The sequence below is a fragment of the Betaproteobacteria bacterium genome (assembly GCA_016194905.1).
In the GTDB taxonomy this organism is placed as follows: Bacteria; Pseudomonadota; Gammaproteobacteria; order Burkholderiales; family JACQAP01; genus JACQAP01.
Genome location: JACQAP010000019.1, coordinates 25,964 through 46,432, shown reverse-complemented (window position 1 = coordinate 46,432; position 20,469 = coordinate 25,964). Strand labels below are relative to the sequence as shown.

Genomic DNA, 20,469 nt, shown 5'->3' with positions numbered 1-20,469 from the left:
GCTCGAATTATACGGCCTGTGCGATGCCGATCCCGCGCGGACGGAGGTCAGCGGTCCGGTGCCTGCTGCAGCCGCGCCTCGAGATCGGCAAGGCGCTGCGGTGTGCCGACATCGTCCCATGCGCCGCGAAAATGCTCGCCGGTAATCTTGCCGAGGGCCATTTGTTCGCGTAGCAGCGGCGCCAGCGGGTGCTTGCTCCCGGGCGCGACCGGATCGAACAGTGCCGCTCGATACGCGCCGACGCCGCTGAACGTGAGCAGATCTTTGCTGCCGGCGCGCACCAGATTGCCTTCCAGGCAAAAATCACCTTCCGGATGATGCGGCGGGTTGTTGACCAGGACGAGATGCGCAAGCGTTGCGGGTTGCATTTGCCGAATCGCTTCGGCGAGGCGAGCGTAATCATAGCCGCTATAGACGTCGGCATTGACGACGGCAAACACCTGTTCGCGCAGCAGCGGCAGCGCATTGCGGATACCGCCTGCCGTCTCCAGCGCCTGCGCTTCCGGCGAAAAACGAATCGCGAGATTCCAGCGACTGCCGTCGCCAACGGCGGTTTCGAGCTGTTCGCCCAGATGGGCATGGTTGATCACGACGGAGCGGAATCCGGCGTCCGCGAGTTTTTCAAGATGCCGGAAGATGAGTGCCTTGCCGCCGACCTGCAGCATGGACTTGGGTGTGTGGTCGGTCAGTGGCCGCATGCGCTCGCCGCGGCCGGCGGCGAGAATCATCGCAACGGGAGAAAAATGCCGAGGCACGCGGATCAGAACGTGTAGCCGATTGCCGGCTTGCGATCGGCGAATTGATCGAGCAGGTGCAGCAACGGGGACAGCGGCGCGTAACGCTCGGATACTGTGCGCACGTAGCCTAGGAAGCGCGGCGTATCCTTGACATAAGTGGGCTTGCCGTCGCGGTGGCAGATGCGTGCGAAGATGCCGAGCACCTTGAGGTGGCGCTGCAATCCCATCCATTCGAAGTCGCGATAGAACGCGCCGAAGTCGGCATTGACGGGCAGCCTTGCCTGCCTGGCTTTTTCCCAATAGCGGATGGTCCAGTCGAGGATGCGTCGCTCGTCCCAGCTTATGAAGGCGTCCTTGAAAAGCGAGGCCACGTCGTAGGTGATCGGCCCGTAAACCGCATCCTGAAAGTCGAGCACTCCCGGATTGGGTTCGGTCAGCATCAGGTTGCGCGGCATGTAATCGCGATGAACGTAAGTCCTGGGCTGGGCAAGGTTGCTGGCGAGAACGAGCCGGAACACCGTCTCCAGAGATTGCCGTTGCCGGGCATTGAGTTCGATGCCGAGGTGACGCCGCAGATACCACTCGGGGAACAGGTCGAGTTCGCGTCGCAGCAAGGCTTCATCGTACAGGGGCAGCACGGCTTCGCGGCTGGCGAGCTGCCAGCGGATCAGCGTATCGGTCGCATCGCCGAACAGACTGTCGGCGTTGTGATCGCTGAGCGCGGCGAGATAAGTCGTCGAACCCAGGTCCGACAACAGCAGCAAGCCCTGTGCAAGATCCTGTGCAAATATGGCGGGAACGTTCATGCCCGCCGCGGCCATGAGCCCGGCGACGTGTACGAACGGGCGGCAATCTTCATGCTCGGGCGGCGCATCCATGACGATGAGCGTGGCGTCAGGCAGCGTAACGCGGAAATAGCGCCGGAAGCTGGCGTCCGCGGAGGCTGGCGAGAGAGAGAAGGTCCGTCCGGGAAGTTGCCGGGTCAGCCAGTCGTGAACGAGCGCGTAGCGATCCAAGCTGCTTCGTTGCCTTGAAGGATGATTTGTGAGATTTTAGCACCTCGCCTCGATCAACAACCCGCATGCATCGTTTGCGCATCACATCTGCAGTCCTGTCGTTGATCTTGTATGTCGCTCACGGCGCGCACGCCGAAGAACCCGGTCTCAAACTCCGGATGCAACCTGAACTGATTCCTTACGTACTCGGCCGCGATGAGCCCACCGACCTGTTCGTCGACGCCGATCACGTCGAGGGCCACCAGGAGCAGGAGCTTGAGGCCGCAGGCAGCGTGCGTCTCCGCAAGCGCGGCACGGCGATATTTTCCGATCAGCTGCACCTGTCTTTTCCGGACCAGCAGTTTACCGCGACCGGCCACGTCCGCTTCGAGAAGGAGGGCGATGTCATCACCGGTGACCAGCTGTTCTACGATCTGGACAACGACAGCGGATATATCGACAAGCCGGCGTACAGGCTGCTGCGCTACGGCGCACGCGGCGATGCCGGCCGGCTGGTGGCGGAGAATCGCGACTTGTACAAGATCGACAAGGCTACTTATACCAATTGCGATGTGGGCGACGACGACTGGTTCATGCGCATAGACCGGCTGGAACTCGACCGGCTTCGGGATATCGGCGTGGCACACAACGCGACCGTGGTATTCAAGGGCGTGCCGATCCTGTATTCACCCTATCTGGATTTCTCGCTGAGCGGTCGTCGCAAGACAGGACTGCTGCCGCCTACCATCGGCAGCACGGGACAGAGCGGCTTCGAGTACACCCAGCCGTTCTACTGGAACATCGCGCCGAATCGCGACGCGACAATTGCACCGCGGCTGCTGGCCAAGCGCGGCGTGCTGATGAACGGGGATTTCCGTTACCTGGAGCCTGACCTCAAGGGCGAGATGCGCGGCGAATACCTCCCCGATGATCGTCAGAAAGATCAGACGCGCTATGCCTATTCCTGGCAGCACCAGCAAAATTTCGGAAACGGTTTTTCGGGCGCGCTGGACCTGCAAGGCGTTTCCGATGACACCTACTTCACGGACCTGAGCGACAAGATCGCCGCCACGTCGCAGACCAACTTGAATCGGCAAGGGAACCTGTTCTATGACGGGGACTGGTGGAATCTGAATACCCGCGTCCAGCGATTTCAGACCCTGCAGGATCCGCTGGCCCCGGTGGTTCCGCCTTATGCGCGGATGCCGCAGATTACGCTGAACATGAATCGGCCGACGGACGTACATCTGGATTTCGGCTTGCAGGGCGAATATGTCGAATTTGTGCACCCCACCCTGCTCAATGGCAGGCGCGAGATTCTGTATCCGTCGATCAGTGCGCCATTCCAGACTTCGTTCTTCTATCTGACACCCAAGGTCGGCTATCACACCACGAATTACTCGTTCGAGGATCCGAATCGTGCCGGAGAGTCGCGCAATTTGCCGATTTACAGCGTCGACAGCGCGCTTACGTTCGAACGGGAGACCGCTTTGTGGGGGCGCGCGTTCCTGCAGACACTGGAGCCGCGGCTTTACTACGTCTACATCCCGTTCCGCCCGCAGGATCAGTTGCCCAATTTCGATACCGCCCTGGCGGACTTCAACCTCGCGCAAATATTCACCGAGAACCGGTTTAGCGGCGGCGATCGGATCAACGACGCCAATCAACTCACGGCTGCGGTCACCAGCCGACTGATCGATCCGGACAACGGTGACGAACAACTGCGTTTCACGCTGGGCCAGCGTTACTACTTCAAGCAACAACAAGTCTCGCTCACGCCAGCCTTGCCCGGTTCAGATCGTTCCGATGTGCTGGCAGCGGCGACCGGGCAAATCACCAAGCACTGGTTCACCGATCTGGGCATGCAGTATAGCGTCAACGACAATCGAACTGAGCGTAGCAACGCGGTGCTACGCTATCAGCCCGACGTCGGCAAAGTGGTGAATTTCGGATACCGTTTCACTCGCGACACGCTGGAGCAGGTCGACCTGTCGACGGAATGGCCGATTGGCGGTCGCTGGACCGGGTTGGCACGCTACAACTATACCTTACGGGACAGGCGTCTCCTGGAGGGGCTGCTGGGGGTCGAGTACAATGCCGGGTGCTGGGCTGCGCGGTTCGTCTTGCATCGGTTTGTGAGCGCGACCCAGGAGTACGTCAACGCAATGTTCTTTCAACTCGAGTTGAACGGAGTTTCGCGGATCGGTTCGAGCCCGCTGGAGCTGTTGCGGCAGAACATCACCGGCTATACGAAGACAAACGAAAAACGGCCCGCGGATTTCAATCCGTTCCCGTCATTTTGACGCATGAACGCATGCTAGGCGCCATGGTCTATTGTTGCAATGATGCGAATTTTCCGATTACCGAAATGAATGATGAATATGCGAATCCTCTGCGCCCTGCTGCTGGTATGCCTCGCTTTTCCAGTCTCGGCCGCGCAGGAAGGTCGAAAGCGCAACGACAGCCTGATGCTCGATCGGGTTGTTGCGGTGGTCAACAGCGAGGTGGTCACCCGTCTCGATCTCGACGAACAGGTTAAGGTCGCGCTGCAGCAGTTAAAACGCCAGGGCACACCCTTGCCGGCTCCCGACGTCCTGGAGCGCCAGTTGCTCGAGCGGCTGGTTACCGCAAAAGTATTGGCGCAGAGTGCAAGGGAAACCGGATTGCGCGTGGACGATACCCAGTTGCAGCGATCGATCGAGCGCATCGCACAGGAAAACAAGATGACGCCGGAAGCTTTCCGCAAGATGCTGGAGGCTGACGGCATCGACTTCAACCGCTTTCGGGAAGAATTGCGCAACGAGATCCTGATCGCCCGATTGAAAGAGCGCGAAGTCGACAGCAAGATCCTGATCACCGATGCGGAAATCGACAACTATCTGAAGAACCAGCAAAGCCAAGGAGGCAAAGACGACGAGTACAGTCTTTCCCACATCCTGGTCCTCGTGCCGGAACAGGCCAGCCCGGAACAAATCAAGGCGAAGCGCATCATTGCCGAGAAAGCACTTGAGCAGATCAAGGGGGGGGCCGATTTCCGGCAGGTATCCGCGGGCGTTTCGGACGCGCAGAATGCGCTCGAGGGCGGTCCGCTGGGCTGGCGACCGGCAGCGCGCCTTCCACAGATTTTCGTCGAATCCGTCAAGACCATGAAGGTCGGTGATGTCAGCACGGTGCTGCGTAGCGCCAACGGATTTCACATCATCAAACTTCTGGACAAGCGCGGCAATGAATCACCCGTGATCATTCCGCAAACGCATGCACGCCACATCCTGATCCGGCTCAATGAAGTGGTGTCGGAGGCCGAAGCGAAGCAGCGGCTGACCAACCTTAAGGAGCGCATCGAAAACGGCGCCAATTTCACCGAACTGGCGCGCCTGCAATCCGAGGATGCGAGCGCCTCGCGCGGAGGCGACCTGGGGTGGCTGTCCCCGGGAGATACCGTGGCGGAATTCGAGCGTGCGATGAATGGACTCGAGCCGGGCCAGGTCAGCGACCCGGTGCAGTCACCCTTCGGCTGGCATCTGATTCAAGTCGTCGAGCGGCGCAGTGAGGACATGTCGAAAGAACGTCAGCGAGTCCTCGCCCGGCAGTCGATTCGCACGCGCAAGGCCGACGAGGCTTACCAGGAATGGGTGCGGCAGCAGCGCGACCGCGCTTATGTCGAATTGCGCCTGGAAGAACGCTGAAGCGCCGTGCCAAACGCAGTAGCTGCGCTGCATGGCGTCCATGTGCATGCGGTATGCCCGACGTCGATCAACGAATCACGCAGATTCCGACGCCGCTGAGTTGTACCCGTAGTTCGTCCGCGAGGTTCGGCTGACATGCGCACACCGCGCAAGCGCTTTAGCCAGAATTTCCTGGAAGATGCCGGCGTGGTCGAGCACATCGTGGCGGCCATCCGCCCGCAATCCGGTGACCGGTTCATGGAAATCGGACCTGGCCTCGGCGCGCTGACATTGCCGCTGTTGCAGCGGCTTGAGCATCTCGACGTAATCGAGATAGACCGCGATATCGTGGCGGACCTGCGCGCCCGCCATGGAGCCGATCGATTGACCATTCACGAGGGCGACGCGCTCGAATTCGATTTCGCCGCGATGGGGCACGACTTGCGCGTTGTGGGGAACCTGCCCTACAACATATCCACTCCGCTGCTGTTCCACTTAACGAGCCAGGCTGACGTTGTGCGCGACGCACACTTCATGCTCCAACGCGAAGTCGTGGAAAGGATGAGTGCGCAACCCGGTACTTCGGAGTACGGGCGGTTGTCGGTGATGTTGCAGTATCGATGGAGCATCGAGTTGTTGTTCGACGTTGCGCCTTCGGCCTTCCGCCCCGCTCCCAAGGTCTGGTCGTCCATCGTGCGCATGATTCCGCACAGGGTCCTGCCGCATGTGGCGGACGACGAGAAGCTGTTCGCGGAGGTGGTGATGCGTGCGTTCGGTCAACGCCGCAAGACATTGCGCAATACTTTGAGGGAAATACTGGTGTCGTCGGACTTCGAGCAACTTGGGATCGATCCGGTGGCAAGGGGAGAGACCCTCGGCGTGGCGGATTTCGTGCGGATCGCTAACTTCATGGTTGCCGCCAGGACCTGAACCGCGGCATTTCTAGTGTTTGTGCTGGATGAACTCTATCTTGTAGCCGTCCGGATCTTCCACAAACGCGATCACGGTGGTTCCATGTTTCATCGGCCCGGCTTCGCGCGTGACCCTGCCACCGCGCTTCTTCACCTCTTCACAGGCCTTGTAAGCGTCATCGACTTCCAGCGCGACGTGGCCATAGCCAGTACCGAGATCGTACCTGGGCGTATCCCAGTTATGGGTCAGCTCGAGCACGGCTTCCTTGTCCTCGGCGCCGTACCCGACGAACGCCAGCGTGAAGCGGCCATCCGGATAGTCTTTCTGCCGCAGTACCTGCATTCCGAGCACGTTGGTGTAGAACTCGATCGAACGCTTCAGGTCTCCGACCCTCAGCATGGTGTGAAGTATTCGCATGTCCGCCCTCTCTAGATCTCGACCAGTTCGAAGTCTTCCTTGCGGGCGCCGCATTCCGGGCAAACCCAGTTGACCGGGACATCGTCCCAGCGCGTACCGGCGGGGATGCCTTCCTCGGGCAGGCCGGCAGCTTCGTCATAAATGAATCCACAGATTAAACACATGTAAGTCTTGTAGGTTTGGTCGTCGGTCGCGGCCATGGTAAGCAAGGGTTTCGGTTAAACTTCCATTTTAGTTCGAAACGCAGCCGCGAAATACATCGACGTGCCCGCTCCGCCTCCCATTGTCCTCGTGTTTGCGGGAACCGACCCCAGCGGCGGGGCCGGCATGCAGGCGGACATCCTCACTCTGTCCAGCATGGGATGTCACCCATTGTCCGTGGTCACTGCGGTCACCATCCAAGACACGATGGGCGTGGAGGATGTGCTGCCCATCGACGCCGAGTGGGTGGCCGATCAGGCGCGTTGCGTTCTCGAAGACGTGCCGGTTGCAGTGTTCAAGATCGGACTGCTGGGCAGTGTAGAAGCCGTCGCGGCAATTGCGGAAGTGGTATCCGATTATCCAGATATTCCGCTGGTACTGGATCCGATCCTCGCCTCGGGGCGCGGAGACGAACTGGCTTCCGAAGACCTCATCTCGGCCATGCGCGAACTGCTGGTTCCGCAGACAACGCTGATCACGCCAAACAGCCTCGAAATGCGCCGGCTGGCCCGGGACGACGATGCAGACGGAGATGACGATCCGGACCTCGGAGAATGCGCACGCAGAATCCTCAGTCTGGGTTGCGAATATGTGCTTATTACCGGCACACACGAGAATACGCCGCAAGTCATCAACACGCTTTACGAACAACAGGGTGTCATGCGCACTGACTCATGGCAGCGACTCGCCGGGACCTATCATGGGTCGGGATGTACGCTGGCCTCGGCCATCGCAGCGACGATCGCCAACGGCCTTGCCATTCCGGAAGCCGTGCGCGACGCGCAGGAATATACCTGGCAGACGCTCAAGCACGCGTATCGGACCGGTATGGGCCAACTGGTGCCGGACCGTCTGTTCTGGGCGCGCGAGGAAGAACGGGAGGATGAACAAGCCAGTTAGCGGCCTGTATGCAGTAACCCCGGAACTGACCGATTCGATTGCGTTGATCAGCAAGGTCGACGCGGCGCTGCGCGGCGGAGCCAGTGTTATCCAGTACCGGAGCAAATCGATCGCGGATTCGCTGCGCCGGTCGCAAGCAGGCGAGATTGTGCGCTTGTGTCGGAACTGGAATGCGCTGTTCATCGTCAACGACAGCGTGGCGCTGGCACGCGAAGTCGATGCCGATGGCGTTCACCTGGGCAAGGATGACGGTGGCGTGCTCGCAGCGCGGACGATGCTCGGGCCGGGAAAACTGATCGGTGTGTCCTGCTATAACGAAATCGGTCGTGCGCGGGAAGCGGTATCGCAAGGTGCGGACTATGTCGCGTTCGGAAGTTTCTTTTCTTCCTCCACCAAGCCCGAGGCGTTACGGGCCGGCACGGAACTTCTGCAAATCGCAGCCTCGGAAATTGCGCTTCCGGTCGTCGCAATCGGCGGAATTACCGAGAACAATGCTGCCGGACTGATTGCCGCCGGCGCCGACGCTGTTGCCGTGGTCGGTGCGCTGTTCGATGCAATCGATGTGGAGGCGCAAGCACGCCGTTTTGCACGGCTATTTCAGATGCCTGTCAATTCGTGAGATGCATTCATGAAATCCAGAAATGAAATCCTGTTCGAGAAATCCCAGCGAGTCATCCCGGGCGGGGTGAATTCGCCGGTGCGGGCATTCCGTTCGGTCGGCGGTACCCCGGTTTTTTTTGCTCGCGGCAATGGACCTTACGTGTGGGACGCCGATGACAGGCGTTACATCGATTATGTGGGATCCTGGGGGCCGCTGGTGCTTGGTCATGCCCATCCGGAAGTCGTCAAGGCCGTGCAGGATTCCGCTGCGCGCGGACTGAGCTTCGGCGCGCCAACGGAGTCGGAACTGGAGATGGCGGAATGCATTACGCGCTGTCTGCCTTCGATGCAGCAAGTGCGCCTGGTTAGTTCGGGCACCGAGGCAACGATGACGGCGATCCGGCTGGCGCGTGGCTTTACCGGAAGGCCGAAGATAGTCAAGTTCGAGGGCTGCTACCACGGCCACGCCGACTCGCTTCTGGTGAAAGCCGGTTCGGGGGCGCTGACACTGGGTCAGCCGAGTTCGGCAGGTGTGCCACCGGAGATCACCGCGCACACGATCGTGCTCGACTACAACGACCCCGCAATGCTGGAAGCCGCTTTCAAGGCGGAAGGCGATCGGATCGCGACCGTCATCGTCGAGCCAGTTGCCGGCAATATGAATCTCGTGAAGCCCACCAAGGAATTTCTAACTGCGTTGCGTGAACTGTGCACGCGTTATGGAGCGGTGTTGATTTTCGATGAGGTCATGACCGGCTTTCGCGTGGGACCGCAAGGGGCGCAAGGTCTGTTCGGGATTACCCCGGATCTCACCACGCTCGGCAAGGTCATCGGCGGCGGCATGCCGGTCGGTGCGTTCGGTGGCCGGCGCGACATCATGCAGTTGATCGCTCCGCTGGGTCCGGTCTACCAGGCTGGCACGCTATCCGGAAATCCGGTCGCGGTCGCTGCCGGACTGGCGACGCTCAAGTTGGTTCAGGCCCCGGGATTTTTCGACCGCCTGGCAGCCCACACCACCAGCCTCGTCGAACAGCTGCAAAGTGTTGGACGCAATGCCGGCATCGCGTTTTCCACGCAATCAGTGGGGGGAATGTTCGGCGTCTATTTTCGCGCAAAACCGCCGGAGACTTATGCGCAGGTAATGGAGAGCGACAAGGTGGCTTTCAACCGTTTCTACCACGCGCTGCTGGCGGAGGGAGTCTACTTCGCGCCATCGGCCTACGAAGCCGGTTTCGTATCGGCCGCGCACGGTGACGCCGAAATCGAGGCTACCATCAAAGCGGCGAAAATCGCATTCCGGAAAGTTGCCGCTGCGTGAAGACGGCGAGCGGCTTAATGCAATCCCGAGATGTATTCGGCAAGCGCGGCGATTTCCTTGTCGGTCAATTTGACCGCCGTCGCCCTCATCATCTGATTCGGATCGTTGGCGCGATTGCCGGCACGAAAAGCTTTCAACTGCGCAGCTACATAGTCGGCATGCTGGCTGGCAAGTCGGGGATATTGGGCCGGAATTCCAGACCCGTTCGGCGAATGGCAGCCTGCACAGGCTGCAACGCTATTCGACGGATTGCCGCCACGATAGAGCTTGCGCCCCTGCGCCACCAGATCCTTGTCCTTGGCGCCCATCTGTTTCGGAGTCTGCGACGAGTAATACGCGGCCAGATTGCGCATGTCGTCGGGAGAAAGATTTGCCACCATTCCGGTCATCACCGGATTGCTACGCGCCTCCGACTTGAATTCGGTCAGCTGCTTGAACAGATACTCGGGATGCTGACCAGCGAGGCTTGGATTCGCGGACAGTGGGCTGTTGCCGTCGATACCATGACAGGCTGCGCAAACCTGATTGACGATTCCCTGCGCTTTGGCGGGATCACCTGCGGCGTGAGCGGAAGTGATGGCTACCAATGCGACAACGGTCGCGATAAAACGATTCATGAAGGCTCCCTAATTTACTGCCGGGCAAGACGCCACATCCGGCCCTGACCGGATCATTATTTTAACGTAACTCATGAGCCAGTCAGGTTTGTTTCGCGACATCGCCTTCTTCACGTCGGCCGCCGACGGGAGCGGCTTGCCGCCCTCGCAGGTGGAAGTCGCATTTGCCGGCCGCTCGAATGCAGGCAAGTCGAGCGCCATCAACGCGCTCGCGCAACGCCATCGACTGGCATTCGTAAGCAAGACACCGGGGCGAACCCAGCAGATCAATTTCTTCAGTCTTGGAGGCGAGCGCTTTCTGGTAGACCTGCCCGGTTACGGCTATGCCAAGGTGCCGCGAGGGATGAGAAACGAATGGGAATTGCTGATCTCGGGATACCTGCAGTTACGTCCGCAACTGCGAGGCCTGATCGTGGTCATGGACATCCGCCATCCAATGAAGCCCCTCGACCGGCAATTGCTGGGGTGGTTCGAGGGTACTGGAAGGCCCGTGCATATTCTGCTTACCAAAGCGGACAAGCTCGGTCGGCAGCCGGCAATGGAACAGCTGCGCAATACCACGAAGATACTTGCCGCCGACTTTCCCGATGTGTCGGTCCAGTTGTTCTCGGCGGAAACGAGGATCGGAATCGATGAAGCAGAAGCGGTGCTGAATCGGTGGTACGCGCCCGCCTAGCGTGCAAACGTGCGGGTAAAATAAAAAACCCCCGGTTAAAGGGGACTAAAACCGGGGGGTAAAACAAAGCCTCAATTGGATTAAGGCACCCGCTCAGGGAGGAGAAGCGGGAGACATCGCTGTCTACGCTATCAGAGTATCGAGGCGGTCGAAAGTTCCATATCCATGGCTTTTCTTCAATAAATCAATAAATTAATATCCGCGAAACACGCGGGATAAGGATCGAGAATCATGCATGTTCTGGGGAAATTCCCGCGTCGAAGGATGCGCAGGCTTCGCCACGATGACTTTTCGCGTCGGCTGGTGCGGGAGCATCGGTTGTCTGCTGATGACCTGATCTATCCGGTATTCGTTATCGATGGGGAGAATCGTAGCGAAGCTGTGCCCTCGATGCCGGGGGTGGAACGCGTTTCCATAGACCGGTTGCTCAAGCAGGCGGAGCGGTGTGTGCAACTCGATATCCCGGCCATCGCGCTGTTCCCGGTGGTGGACAACCGGTTCAGAACGGCCGACGCACGCGAGGCCTTCAATCCAGAAGGACTCGCTCCGCGCACCATCCGCGCGCTCAAGGAGCGTTTTCCTGAACTCGGCGTCATCACCGATATCGCGCTCGATCCCTATACCAGCCACGGGCAGGACGGCTTGATCGACAGTAGTGGCTATGTGCTCAATGACGAAACCATCGAAGTTTTGGTCAAACAGGCATTGTCTCACGCACAGGCCGGAGTCGACATCGTTGCGCCGTCGGACATGATGGATGGCCGCATCGGTGCATTGCGTGAGGCGCTGGATGCGGGGAAGCACATCCACACGCGCATTCTGGCCTATGCCGCCAAATACGCGTCGAATTTCTACGGCCCGTTCAGGGATGCGGTCGGCTCCTCCGCTACGCTCGGCAAGGGCAACAAGTACACCTATCAGGTCGACCCGGCCAATTCCGACGAAGCGTTGTGGGAGGTGGGGTTAGATCTGGAAGAAGGCGCCGACATGGTGATGGTCAAGCCGGGCATGCCCTACCTGGACATAGTACGGCGGGTGAAGGATGCATTCGGTGCGCCGACCTTGGTGTATCAGGTTAGCGGCGAGTATGCGATGCTCAAGGCGGCCGGGCAGAATGGCTGGATTGACGAACACAGATGCGTCATGGAAGTGCTTTTGGCGTTCAAACGCGCCGGTGCTGACGCGATTTTGACGTACTTCGCGCTGGATGCAGCCGCTTGGCTGAAAGAAGGTTGAAGCCGGTATCAGGCGCCGGGCGCGTTGCGTTCGGCAAGTGTTGCATCCAGCCAGTCTATGCGAGCACGTTCCAGCGGCCGACCGTCAGGCGTGCTGCGAATCGGCGAGCGCAGATCGCGTGGAGCGAATACGGTAATGTCGAAATCGGCATCTTCGGTGCTAACGCTGAAATTCGGCACCCCGCGCATTTCGTCGCCGATATGGATCCGACGCTCCCCGGTGCGATAGGCAATGCGGCGATCCAACAGGAACAATTCCACGTCCTTCATGCTGTCGGTAAATAGCAGCAGGTCGATATCGGAATATTTGCCCGCGCTGCCGGAGAGCACCGCACCCGAAAGATAGGGATCGAAGCGGGCAAGCAGTTCCATCATCTCGCGAGCTCGCTGACGAAGATGACGCAATCGATCGCGTTGTTCGTTGGCCTGATAGAGCTGCTGATAGGCGCGCAGTGCGTGTTCGACTTCGTCGTTGTTGGGAAGGTTGCGGGTATCGGGCGCGCCAGCCTGGCGCGCCGCCTTGCGTTTCGCCAGCGCGTAGTCGTCGACGCCGTCGACGGCCATCAACCGCGCCGCCAGATGGGCGATGCGTTCCCGCATTTGTTTGTTGTTACCGTGGTCCCTCGGCATAGGTGTTAGTACAACTGGTCCTTCACTTCCTCCGGAGGCTTGGGCGTATCCACGCCTTCGTTCTCCGGTCCGCCCTCTTGTTCCGGCGGCACGTTTTCGTGATAGAAATATTCGATCATAGGCGCCGGAGCATGCTTGTCGCGCAGGCCGGTTTCCGGATTGATGGCGACAGCCGCCACGCCTTCGGGCGCTATCGGCAGCTCCTCGGGCTGGCCCTTCAATACCGCGCCCATGTATGACATCCAGATAGGCAATGCAACAACGGCACCGGTCTCGCGATCGCCGAGCGTACGCGGAATATCGTAGCCGACCCAAACCACGGAAGCCAGGTGCCGTTGGAAGCCCGCAAACCACGCATCCAACTGCTCGTTGGTAGTTCCGGTCTTGCCCGCAAGATCGATTCTGCCCAGCGCCATGGCACGGGCACCGGTTCCGCCGCGAATTACATCCTGCATCATGTTGGTCATGATGAAGGCGTTGCGCTGGTCGAGAACCCGTTCCGCCCCTTTGCCGACGACGACGGGATTTGCTTTCCCGAGCACGGTGCCCTGAGCATCTTCGATGCGCTCGATGAAGTAAGGAGTCATCCGGTAACCGCCGTTGGCGAAGACGGCATAGCCGATCACCATCTCCAAGGGCGTCGTCGACCCCGCGCCCAGCGCCATCGTCAAATAGGGGGGATGTTGCTTCGGATCAAAACCGAAACGCGAGATGTAGTCCTGCGCATATTGAGGCGTGATCGCCTGCAAAATCCGGATTGATACCAGGTTTTTTGATTTCGTAAGCGCAGTGCGCATGCGGATGGGGCCATCGAAGCTCCCGTCGAAATTTCGCGGCTGCCAGTTGACCGATCCGGTTTCGCTGGCGTCGATGGTCAGCGGCGCATCGTTGATGATGGTCGCGGGCGTAAATCCCTTCTCGAGGGCCGCCGAATAAATAAATGGCTTGAAACTTGAGCCCGGCTGACGACGCGCCTGGGTGACATGGTTGTATTTGTTGCGATAGAAATCGAAGCCCCCGACCAGTGCCCGAATTGCACCGTTGTCGGTATCCACCGAAACCAGAGCGGATTCCACCTGCGGCAGCTGCACGATTTGCCAATCGCCCTTCGCGTCCGGTTGAACGCGAATCAGCGCGCCGCGCTTGAGCCGCACTTTTGCCGGAGCCTTATTGCCGATCATCCGGCTCGCGAATTTGAGCCCGTCGCCGGTGATGGTCACGGTCCCGCCGCCCTTGCGATAGGCCTTGACCACTTTGGCATCGACATCCAGCGCTATGGCCGGATAGACGTCGTCGCTTTCCAGTTCTTCCTGCAGCGCGTCTTCCAGGGCTTCTTCGCCAACTTCCTCTTTTGGCAGATTGAAGTAGCCCTCCGCGCCACGGTAGCCTTGGCGTTTGTCGTATTCCATGACACCCAGCCGCAACGCGCGGTAGGCGGCGTCCTGATGAATCTTCGAAAGCGTGGTGTAGACGCGGAATCCGCGCGTGTAGGCCTCCTCCTTGTAAGCGTCGTAAATGGCCTGGCGCACCATTTCGGCAAAGTGATCCGCGCGGGTTGCAAACTCCTGAATCTGGCGCGAGATGATGATCGGCTGTGCCTCGGCCTTTTTGAGTTGCTGTTCGTCGATATGCCCGAGCTCGGCCATTCGCCGCAATACATAGCGCTGGCGAATCCTGGCCCGGTTCATATTGACGACTGGGTTGTACCTAGATGGCGCCTTTGGCAAACCGGCGAGCATCGCGATCTCCGCCACGCTCAACTGATCGAGTTGCTTGCCGAAATAGACTTGGGAGGCTGCACCGAAGCCGTAAGCACGTTGGCCGAGGTAGATCTGATTGATGTACAACTGCAGGATTTCGTCCTTCGTCAGGCTGTGCTCGATCTTGAATGCCAGCAACGCCTCGCTGAACTTGCGACTGAAAGTTTTTTCAGTGCTGAGGAAAAAATTGCGCGCCACCTGCATGGTGATTGTGCTGGCCCCTTGACGTGCACTGGCGGACGCGAAATTGGACAGCGCGGCGCGGATGACCCCGATATAGTCCACGCCGCCGTGCTCGTAAAAGCGCTCGTCTTCCGCTGCAATAATGGCTTTCCGGAGCAATTCCGGCGTCTGGTCGATCTTAACGAAGGCACGCTTTTCCTCCCCGAACTCGCCGATGAGGCTGCCTTCCATGCTGAAAATTTGCAGGGGTATCTTCGGCTGATACGAGGTGAGGGCATCCAGGGAAGGAAGATTAGGATAAGCCACCACTGCGGCATAACCCACGATCAACGCTAGGGAAACCGCGAACGCAGCCAGCCCTATGAGGGGATAGATCCACCAACGGGAGAACATGATTAAACAGCCGCGGGGGCGCGGAAAGGAAAACGACGGGCATTATATAAGGTGTTGTCAGCAGGCAACAGAATCCTGCATAAAAACGCTTTACATGCAAAATAGTTGTTGCTAGCATTTAATGTAGATTATACGTATCGCGTCTAAACGGCCAATGCTCAAGGGAAAATTTGCGTTTGATGCCGATTTTATCGGCAGCCTGCTGAAACCCAAGTCGCCCCCTTTGATCGGCGTCGACATTAGTTCGTCGTCGGTGAAAATGGTGGAACTGACCGGGCCCGGCAGGGGGCGATATCGTCTCGAGCGTTACACCATCGAGCCGTTGCCCAAGGATGCTGTCGTTGACGGAAACATCATGAACCTCGAGGAGGTTGGCGATGCGCTGCGCCGCGGCTGGAAGCGCATGGGCACCCGAGCCAAGAATCTTGCCATGGCCCTGCCCTCCGCAGCAGTCATCACGAAAAAGATCGTGGTGCCCGCCGGCCAGACCGATGAACAACTCGAAGCCCAAGTCGAAACTGAAGCCAATCAATACATTCCGTTTGCACTCGAAGAGGTCAATCTCGACTTTCAGACTCTTGGACCTGCGCCTAACAGTACGGAAGATGTAGAAGTGCTAATTGCCGCATCGCGCAAGGAAAAGGTTGAGGACCGCGTTGCCGTGGCCGAATCGGTCGGTCTCAAGGCTACGGTTATGGATATCGATGCTTTTGCCTCCCAAAATGCATTCGAACTGATGCAGGGTCAATTACCCGATGCCGGTCATGATCAGACCATTGCCGTGGTTGACGTGGGTGCATCGATGATGAATATCAACGTATTACGCAACGCCCAATCGGTTTATATGCGTGAGCAGCCGTTTGGCGGCAACCAGCTGACGCAGGAAATCATGCGGCATTACAGCTTATCGGTCGAAGAGGCGGAGGCGGCAAAGCGCAACGGCGGCCTGCCAGACACTTATGACTCTGAAGTGCTGGCACCGTTCATGGATACCTTGGCACTTGAAATTGCAAGGGCGCTGCAATTCTTCTTCACTTCCACGCAGTTCAACCAAGTTCACCATATATTTCTGTCCGGTGGTTCGGCTACGATACCCGGATTGCCGGAAGTGGTCGCCGAACGCACGCAGGTCAATACGCTGGTTGCGAATCCGTTCGTTGGAATGGAAGTGTCCTCGAAAGTTCGGCAGGCGCAATTGACGGTGGATGCGCCAGCGTTGCTGGTGGCCTGTGGCCTCGCGCTGCGGAGGTTCGACGAATGATCCCGATCAATCTTCTGCCGCACCGCGCAGCCCGGCGCAAGGCCCAGCAGCAGCAATTCTTCATCTTAGCCGGTATGACGCTTGGCTTGGCCGCCGCCATCGTCGTCGCCGTGCACACTTTTTTTGCGGGCCGGATCGAAAACCAGGTCGAGCGCAATAAATACCTCGAATCCGAGATTGTGCTGCTTGATAAACAGATCGATGAAATCAGGAAGCTCAAGGAGCAAACGCAGGCGTTGCTGGCGCGTAAGCGCGTGGTGGAATCCCTGCAGACCAACCGTACCGAGACCGTGCGACTGCTCGATCAGCTGGTAAGGCAGCTTCCAGACGGCATATATCTAAAGTCGGTAAAGCAGACCGGCCAACGCGTAAATGTCATCGGCTATGCAACATCCAACGCGCGAGTTTCGACGCTCATGCGTAATTTCGAGGCGTCACCCTGGCTTGAGAGCCCGTCTTTGATCGAAATAAAGGCGGTCACTGTCGACAATGCGGCCCTCAACGAATTCAATTTGAACGTCAATATTTCGCGGCCAAAAGAGGAAAGTGCCTCGCGTCCGAAACCGGCTGCGCCCACCGCAGTGCCTCCTGCGCCGAAAACCTGACGCCCCATGACGCTTGACGATCTTCGAAGACTAAATCCGCGCGATATCGGCAGCTGGCCAGCGCTGCCGAAGCTCGGCGCGTTGTTCATACTACTACTCGTTCTCGTGTTCGCCGGATACTGGTTCGATTGGCAAAATCAACTCGACGATTTGGCGCGGGATCGGGCGAAAGAACAAGACCTGCGAACCGCTTTCCTCGACAAGAAAAAGCAGGCCGTGAACCTTGAGGCCTATCGCAAGCAACTAGCTGAGATTGAAGAGTCCTTCGGCGAAATGTTGAAGCAGTTGCCAAACAAGTCGGAGATGGAAGCGTTGCTCACGGACATCAACCAGGCCGGTTTGGGTCGCGGCCTGCAGTTCGAACTGTTCCGCCCGGCGCCTGCGGAAACCCGGTCGGAGTTTTATGCGGAGTTGCCGATCACGATCAAACTCGCTGGTAACTATCATGACATCGGCGCGTTCGCGAGCGACATTTCCCAGCTTTCCCGCATCGTCACATTGAATGATATTGCGTTGAGCACAAGCAAGGGTGGCCTGACCCTGGACGCCGTCGCCAAAACGTTCCGCTATCTGGATGACAGCGAAGTTGCGGCTCAGCGCAAGGCCGCACGTGATGCCTCCGCTCCCAAGAAGAAATGACGCGCGCCCTTTTTGCAATCGCTCTTGCTGCACTGTTGGTCTCCGGTTGCGGCGGCGAACAGTTTTCCGACCTCAAGCAGTTCGTGAAGGAATCGGGCGAGGGGCTGCGCGGACGTGTGGAACCGATTCCGGAAGTCAGGCAATTCGAACCATTTGCCTATAACGCCTTCGATCTGCCGGATCCTTTCAGGCCACGCAAGACCGTCGCCGATACGCGCGGCGGGACGGGCGGCGGCCCGCGCCCTGACCTGAACCGCCGCAAGGAAGCGCTGGAAGCATTTCCGCTGGAGAGTCTGCAAATGGTCGGCACTCTCGAGCAGAAGCAGGTTCGCTTCGCGTTGATCAAGACGCCTGACAACAATCTATATCGCGTCAAGTCCGGAAACTATCTGGGACAAAATTTCGGTGTCGTGACCTCGATCAGCGAATCGACGGTGACACTCAAGGAAGTCATCCAGGATTCTTCATCGGGGTCCTGGACCGAGCGCACAAGCAGTTTGCAGCTGCTCGAGAAATGAACTAAGGAGCACGCGAATATGAAACGCATCGGTCGTTTGATCAAACTCGTCGCCGCGCCGCTGGGACTGGTATTGCTGGTAAACATGGGTGCTCATGGTCAGGACAAATCCGCCCCGTCTGCGGGTAACGTCATCCAGTCGATCGACGTTTCCACTCAGGCTGGCAGCGTGACGGTCAAACTCGGATTCAAGGAAGCACCGACCAATCCGCCGGCAGCATTTACCGTAAACAATCCGCCGCGCGTCGCATTCGATTTTCCGAGCACTGTCAATGGTCTCGGAAAAAATTCGCAGGATGTCAACCAGGGCGAGCTGCGCACGATCAGGTTGGGTCAATCCAACGGCCGCACGCGGGTGGTATTCAACCTCGCGAAAATGGTCAAGTACGCGACCAAGATAGACGGTAATTCGGTCATCATTATGTTGGAGGGCGGAGGCGTCGCCGCGTCTACTGCCGCGACAGATTCTTCCACAGCTTTTGCCGAACCCAAGGCTAGCGGTGAAGGACATGCGATTCGCGACGTCGATTTTCGTCGTGGCAGAAACGGCGAGGCACAAATTATCGTCGATCTTTCCGATGCGACAACGGGCATTGATCTGCGCCAACAGGGAAAGAGCGTTCTGGTCGACTTCATCCAGACCGTTTTGCCGCCTGCACTTGAGCGGCGCTACGACGTCACCGACTTCGGTACCCAGGTCGACAATTTCGAAGTCACCCGTTCCGGGGCGAACACCCGCATAACGCTTACGCCGAAGGGGCGCTGGGAGCAATCCGCCTACCAGACGGACAACCGCTTTATCATTGAGGTAAAGCCGGTGGTCGAGGAGGCCGGTAAACCGAAAGCGTCCAGTGGCTATACGGGCGACAAACTGTCATTGAACTTCCAGAACATCGAAGTGCGCGCAGTGTTGCAAGTGATCGCCGACTTCACTAGCCTCAATATCATCACCAGCGATACGGTAAGCGGCAACCTTACCTTGCGCCTCAAGGACGTTCCCTGGGATCAAGCGCTGGACATCATTCTGCAGGCCAAGGGCCTGGATATGCGCAAGACCGGCAACGTGGTCTGGATCGCGCCGCGAGATGAGCTCGCCACCAAGGAGAAACTCGCGCTGGAAGCGCGGCAACAGATCTCTGAACTAGAGCCGTTGCGCACGGAGAGTTTTCAGCTCAACTATCAGAAAGCGGAAGCCTTCCAGAAGGTCATTACTGACGCCGCGCAGAGAATTCTGTCCAAGCGCGGCAGCGCCGTTGTTGACCCCAGGACGAATCAGATTTTCGTCCAGGACACGCCTTCCAAACTCGACGAAGTTCGGGATTTGTTGAAGAAAACCGACAAAGCGGTGCGCCAGGTATTGATCGAAGCCCGTATTGTCGAGGCTACGGACACTTTCAGCCGCAACGTCGGTGCTCGACTGGGTTGGCATGACACGACTGGCCGCGGTGAACAGATTCCGGGGAGCACTCACCGGGCGTTAATCGGCGGAGGCCTTGTGGATACCGGTGCTCACAGCGGACAGACCACAGACACGCCGAATTTCCTGACCGATTCGACGTTCGTGAATATGCCGGCTCCCGGTCTTGGTGGCGTGAACCCGGGACAGCTTTCATTGATCCTGATGAACGATGCAATGACCAAATTCCTGAACCTCGAAATCACCGCGTTGCAGGCGGACGGCAAAGGCAAGATCATTTCCAGCCCGCGCGTGATCACGGCCGACAACGTGGAAGCCGTCATCGAACAAGGTACGGAAATTCCCTACCAGCAGGCTACCAGCAGCGGCGCGACGAGCGTCTCGTTCCGTAAGGCGACCTTGAGTCTCAAGGTCAAACCGCAAATCACGCCTGACGACAACATCATGATGAAGTTGAACGTCAACAAAGACAGTGTCGGCGCGAACACCAGTGCCGGCCCCGCCATCGATACCAAACAGGTTTCGACCGAGGTGCTGGTGGAAAATGGCGGTACGGTAGGTCTGGGTGGTATCTATACTCAGGAAGAATCCTCGACCTTGACCAAGGTTCCGTTCCTTGGCGACATCCCCGTTCTGGGCTTCTTCTTCCGTCAGGACTTGAAACGCAACGACAAGCGTGAGTTACTCATTTTCGTCACGCCACGGGTGATCAAGGATACCTTGAGCGTCCGCTAGACAACACCATTCCCCGAGCGGCCGCAATCTGCGGCCGTTTTTTTTGGCGCTTTTCC

The 20,469-nt window shown here is 58.6% G+C and carries 20 protein-coding genes; 13 read left to right on the top strand and 7 right to left on the bottom strand.

Annotated features, from left to right (window positions below):
• Positions 1-47: 47 nt before the first annotated feature.
• Entirely contained in the window at positions 48-728 is a 681-nt protein-coding gene (locus tag HY067_11620; GenBank protein ID MBI3528604.1) for a nucleotidyltransferase family protein, read from the bottom strand.
• Between the two features lie 32 nt (positions 729-760).
• Entirely contained in the window at positions 761-1,753 is a 993-nt protein-coding gene (locus HY067_11615) for a phosphotransferase (protein MBI3528603.1), read from the bottom strand.
• A gap of 65 nt (positions 1,754-1,818) precedes the next feature.
• Here HY067_11615 and HY067_11610 point away from each other — a divergent pair, with 65 nt between their 5' ends.
• The 3 genes from HY067_11610 (at position 1,819) to rsmA (ending at position 6,327) form a co-directional block, all read left to right on the top strand.
• Positions 1,819-4,035, top strand: coding sequence for an LPS-assembly protein LptD (locus tag HY067_11610; GenBank protein MBI3528602.1), 2,217 nt, complete (start codon positions 1,819-1,821; stop codon positions 4,033-4,035).
• A gap of 72 nt (positions 4,036-4,107) precedes the next feature.
• Positions 4,108-5,418, top strand: coding sequence for a peptidylprolyl isomerase (locus HY067_11605; GenBank protein ID MBI3528601.1), 1,311 nt, complete (start codon positions 4,108-4,110; stop codon positions 5,416-5,418).
• A gap of 135 nt (positions 5,419-5,553) precedes the next feature.
• The gene (gene rsmA, locus HY067_11600) at positions 5,554-6,327 is read left to right on the top strand and encodes a 16S rRNA (adenine(1518)-N(6)/adenine(1519)-N(6))-dimethyltransferase RsmA (protein MBI3528600.1); all 774 of its coding nucleotides are present in this window, start codon (positions 5,554-5,556) and stop codon (positions 6,325-6,327) included.
• 12 nt (positions 6,328-6,339) lie between these two features.
• Here the strand turns inward: rsmA and gloA are convergent, their stop codons facing one another.
• Complete coding sequence (gene gloA, locus HY067_11595) at positions 6,340-6,780, bottom strand: lactoylglutathione lyase (GenBank protein ID MBI3528599.1); 441 nt, start codon at positions 6,778-6,780, stop codon at positions 6,340-6,342.
• Positions 6,738-6,926, bottom strand: coding sequence for a rubredoxin (locus HY067_11590; GenBank protein MBI3528598.1), 189 nt, complete (start codon positions 6,924-6,926; stop codon positions 6,738-6,740). The genes gloA and HY067_11590 overlap by 43 nt, the downstream gene beginning before the upstream one ends.
• Before the next feature lie 64 nt (positions 6,927-6,990).
• Here HY067_11590 and thiD point away from each other — a divergent pair, with 64 nt between their 5' ends.
• From thiD to hemL, 3 genes are read left to right on the top strand one after another with little or no spacing between them, the layout of a single operon-like run.
• Complete coding sequence (gene thiD, locus HY067_11585) at positions 6,991-7,827, top strand: bifunctional hydroxymethylpyrimidine kinase/phosphomethylpyrimidine kinase (GenBank protein ID MBI3528597.1); 837 nt, start codon at positions 6,991-6,993, stop codon at positions 7,825-7,827.
• Complete coding sequence (locus tag HY067_11580; protein MBI3528596.1) at positions 7,811-8,446, top strand: thiamine phosphate synthase; 636 nt, start codon at positions 7,811-7,813, stop codon at positions 8,444-8,446. Before thiD ends, HY067_11580 begins: the two co-directional genes overlap by 17 nt.
• 9 nt (positions 8,447-8,455) lie before the next feature.
• Entirely contained in the window at positions 8,456-9,745 is a 1,290-nt protein-coding gene (gene hemL / locus HY067_11575; GenBank protein ID MBI3528595.1) for a glutamate-1-semialdehyde 2,1-aminomutase, read from the top strand.
• Positions 9,746-9,759: 14 nt separating this feature from the next.
• On the opposite strand, the gene HY067_11570 is transcribed toward hemL, so the two are convergent.
• Complete coding sequence (locus HY067_11570) at positions 9,760-10,362, bottom strand: cytochrome c4 (protein ID MBI3528594.1); 603 nt, start codon at positions 10,360-10,362, stop codon at positions 9,760-9,762.
• Between the two features lie 73 nt (positions 10,363-10,435).
• On the opposite strand from HY067_11570, the gene HY067_11565 reads away from it, so the two are divergent.
• Together HY067_11565 and hemB are read left to right on the top strand one after the other, a co-directional pair.
• The gene (locus tag HY067_11565; protein MBI3528593.1) at positions 10,436-11,038 is read left to right on the top strand and encodes a YihA family ribosome biogenesis GTP-binding protein; all 603 of its coding nucleotides are present in this window, start codon (positions 10,436-10,438) and stop codon (positions 11,036-11,038) included.
• Between the two features lie 231 nt (positions 11,039-11,269).
• Complete coding sequence (gene hemB / locus HY067_11560) at positions 11,270-12,274, top strand: porphobilinogen synthase (protein MBI3528592.1); 1,005 nt, start codon at positions 11,270-11,272, stop codon at positions 12,272-12,274.
• Between the two features lie 8 nt (positions 12,275-12,282).
• Here the strand turns inward: hemB and HY067_11555 are convergent, their stop codons facing one another.
• Positions 12,283-12,903, bottom strand: a complete 621-nt coding sequence (locus HY067_11555) for a hypothetical protein (GenBank protein MBI3528591.1) — start codon at positions 12,901-12,903, stop codon at positions 12,283-12,285.
• A 5-nt stretch (positions 12,904-12,908) separates the two neighbouring features.
• Positions 12,909-15,239, bottom strand: coding sequence for a penicillin-binding protein 1A (locus HY067_11550; GenBank protein ID MBI3528590.1), 2,331 nt, complete (start codon positions 15,237-15,239; stop codon positions 12,909-12,911).
• A 154-nt stretch (positions 15,240-15,393) separates the two neighbouring features.
• Here HY067_11550 and HY067_11545 point away from each other — a divergent pair, with 154 nt between their 5' ends.
• Genes HY067_11545 through HY067_11525 form a run of 5 tightly spaced genes read left to right on the top strand, consistent with a single transcriptional unit; the run spans position 15,394 to position 20,413 of the window.
• A complete protein-coding gene (locus tag HY067_11545) occupies positions 15,394-16,500 on the top strand; it encodes a pilus assembly protein PilM (GenBank protein MBI3528589.1) in 1,107 nt (368 codons plus the stop codon).
• On the top strand, positions 16,497-17,105 hold the full coding sequence (locus HY067_11540; protein MBI3528588.1) for a PilN domain-containing protein: 609 nt from the start codon (positions 16,497-16,499) through the stop codon (positions 17,103-17,105). Before HY067_11545 ends, HY067_11540 begins: the two co-directional genes overlap by 4 nt.
• A gap of 6 nt (positions 17,106-17,111) precedes the next feature.
• Positions 17,112-17,744, top strand: a complete 633-nt coding sequence (locus tag HY067_11535) for a type 4a pilus biogenesis protein PilO (GenBank protein ID MBI3528587.1) — start codon at positions 17,112-17,114, stop codon at positions 17,742-17,744.
• Entirely contained in the window at positions 17,741-18,262 is a 522-nt protein-coding gene (locus HY067_11530) for a pilus assembly protein PilP (GenBank protein MBI3528586.1), read from the top strand. Before HY067_11535 ends, HY067_11530 begins: the two co-directional genes overlap by 4 nt.
• An 18-nt stretch (positions 18,263-18,280) precedes the next feature.
• Positions 18,281-20,413, top strand: coding sequence for a type IV pilus secretin PilQ (locus HY067_11525; protein ID MBI3528585.1), 2,133 nt, complete (start codon positions 18,281-18,283; stop codon positions 20,411-20,413).
• The last annotated feature ends 56 nt before the right edge of the window (positions 20,414-20,469 follow it).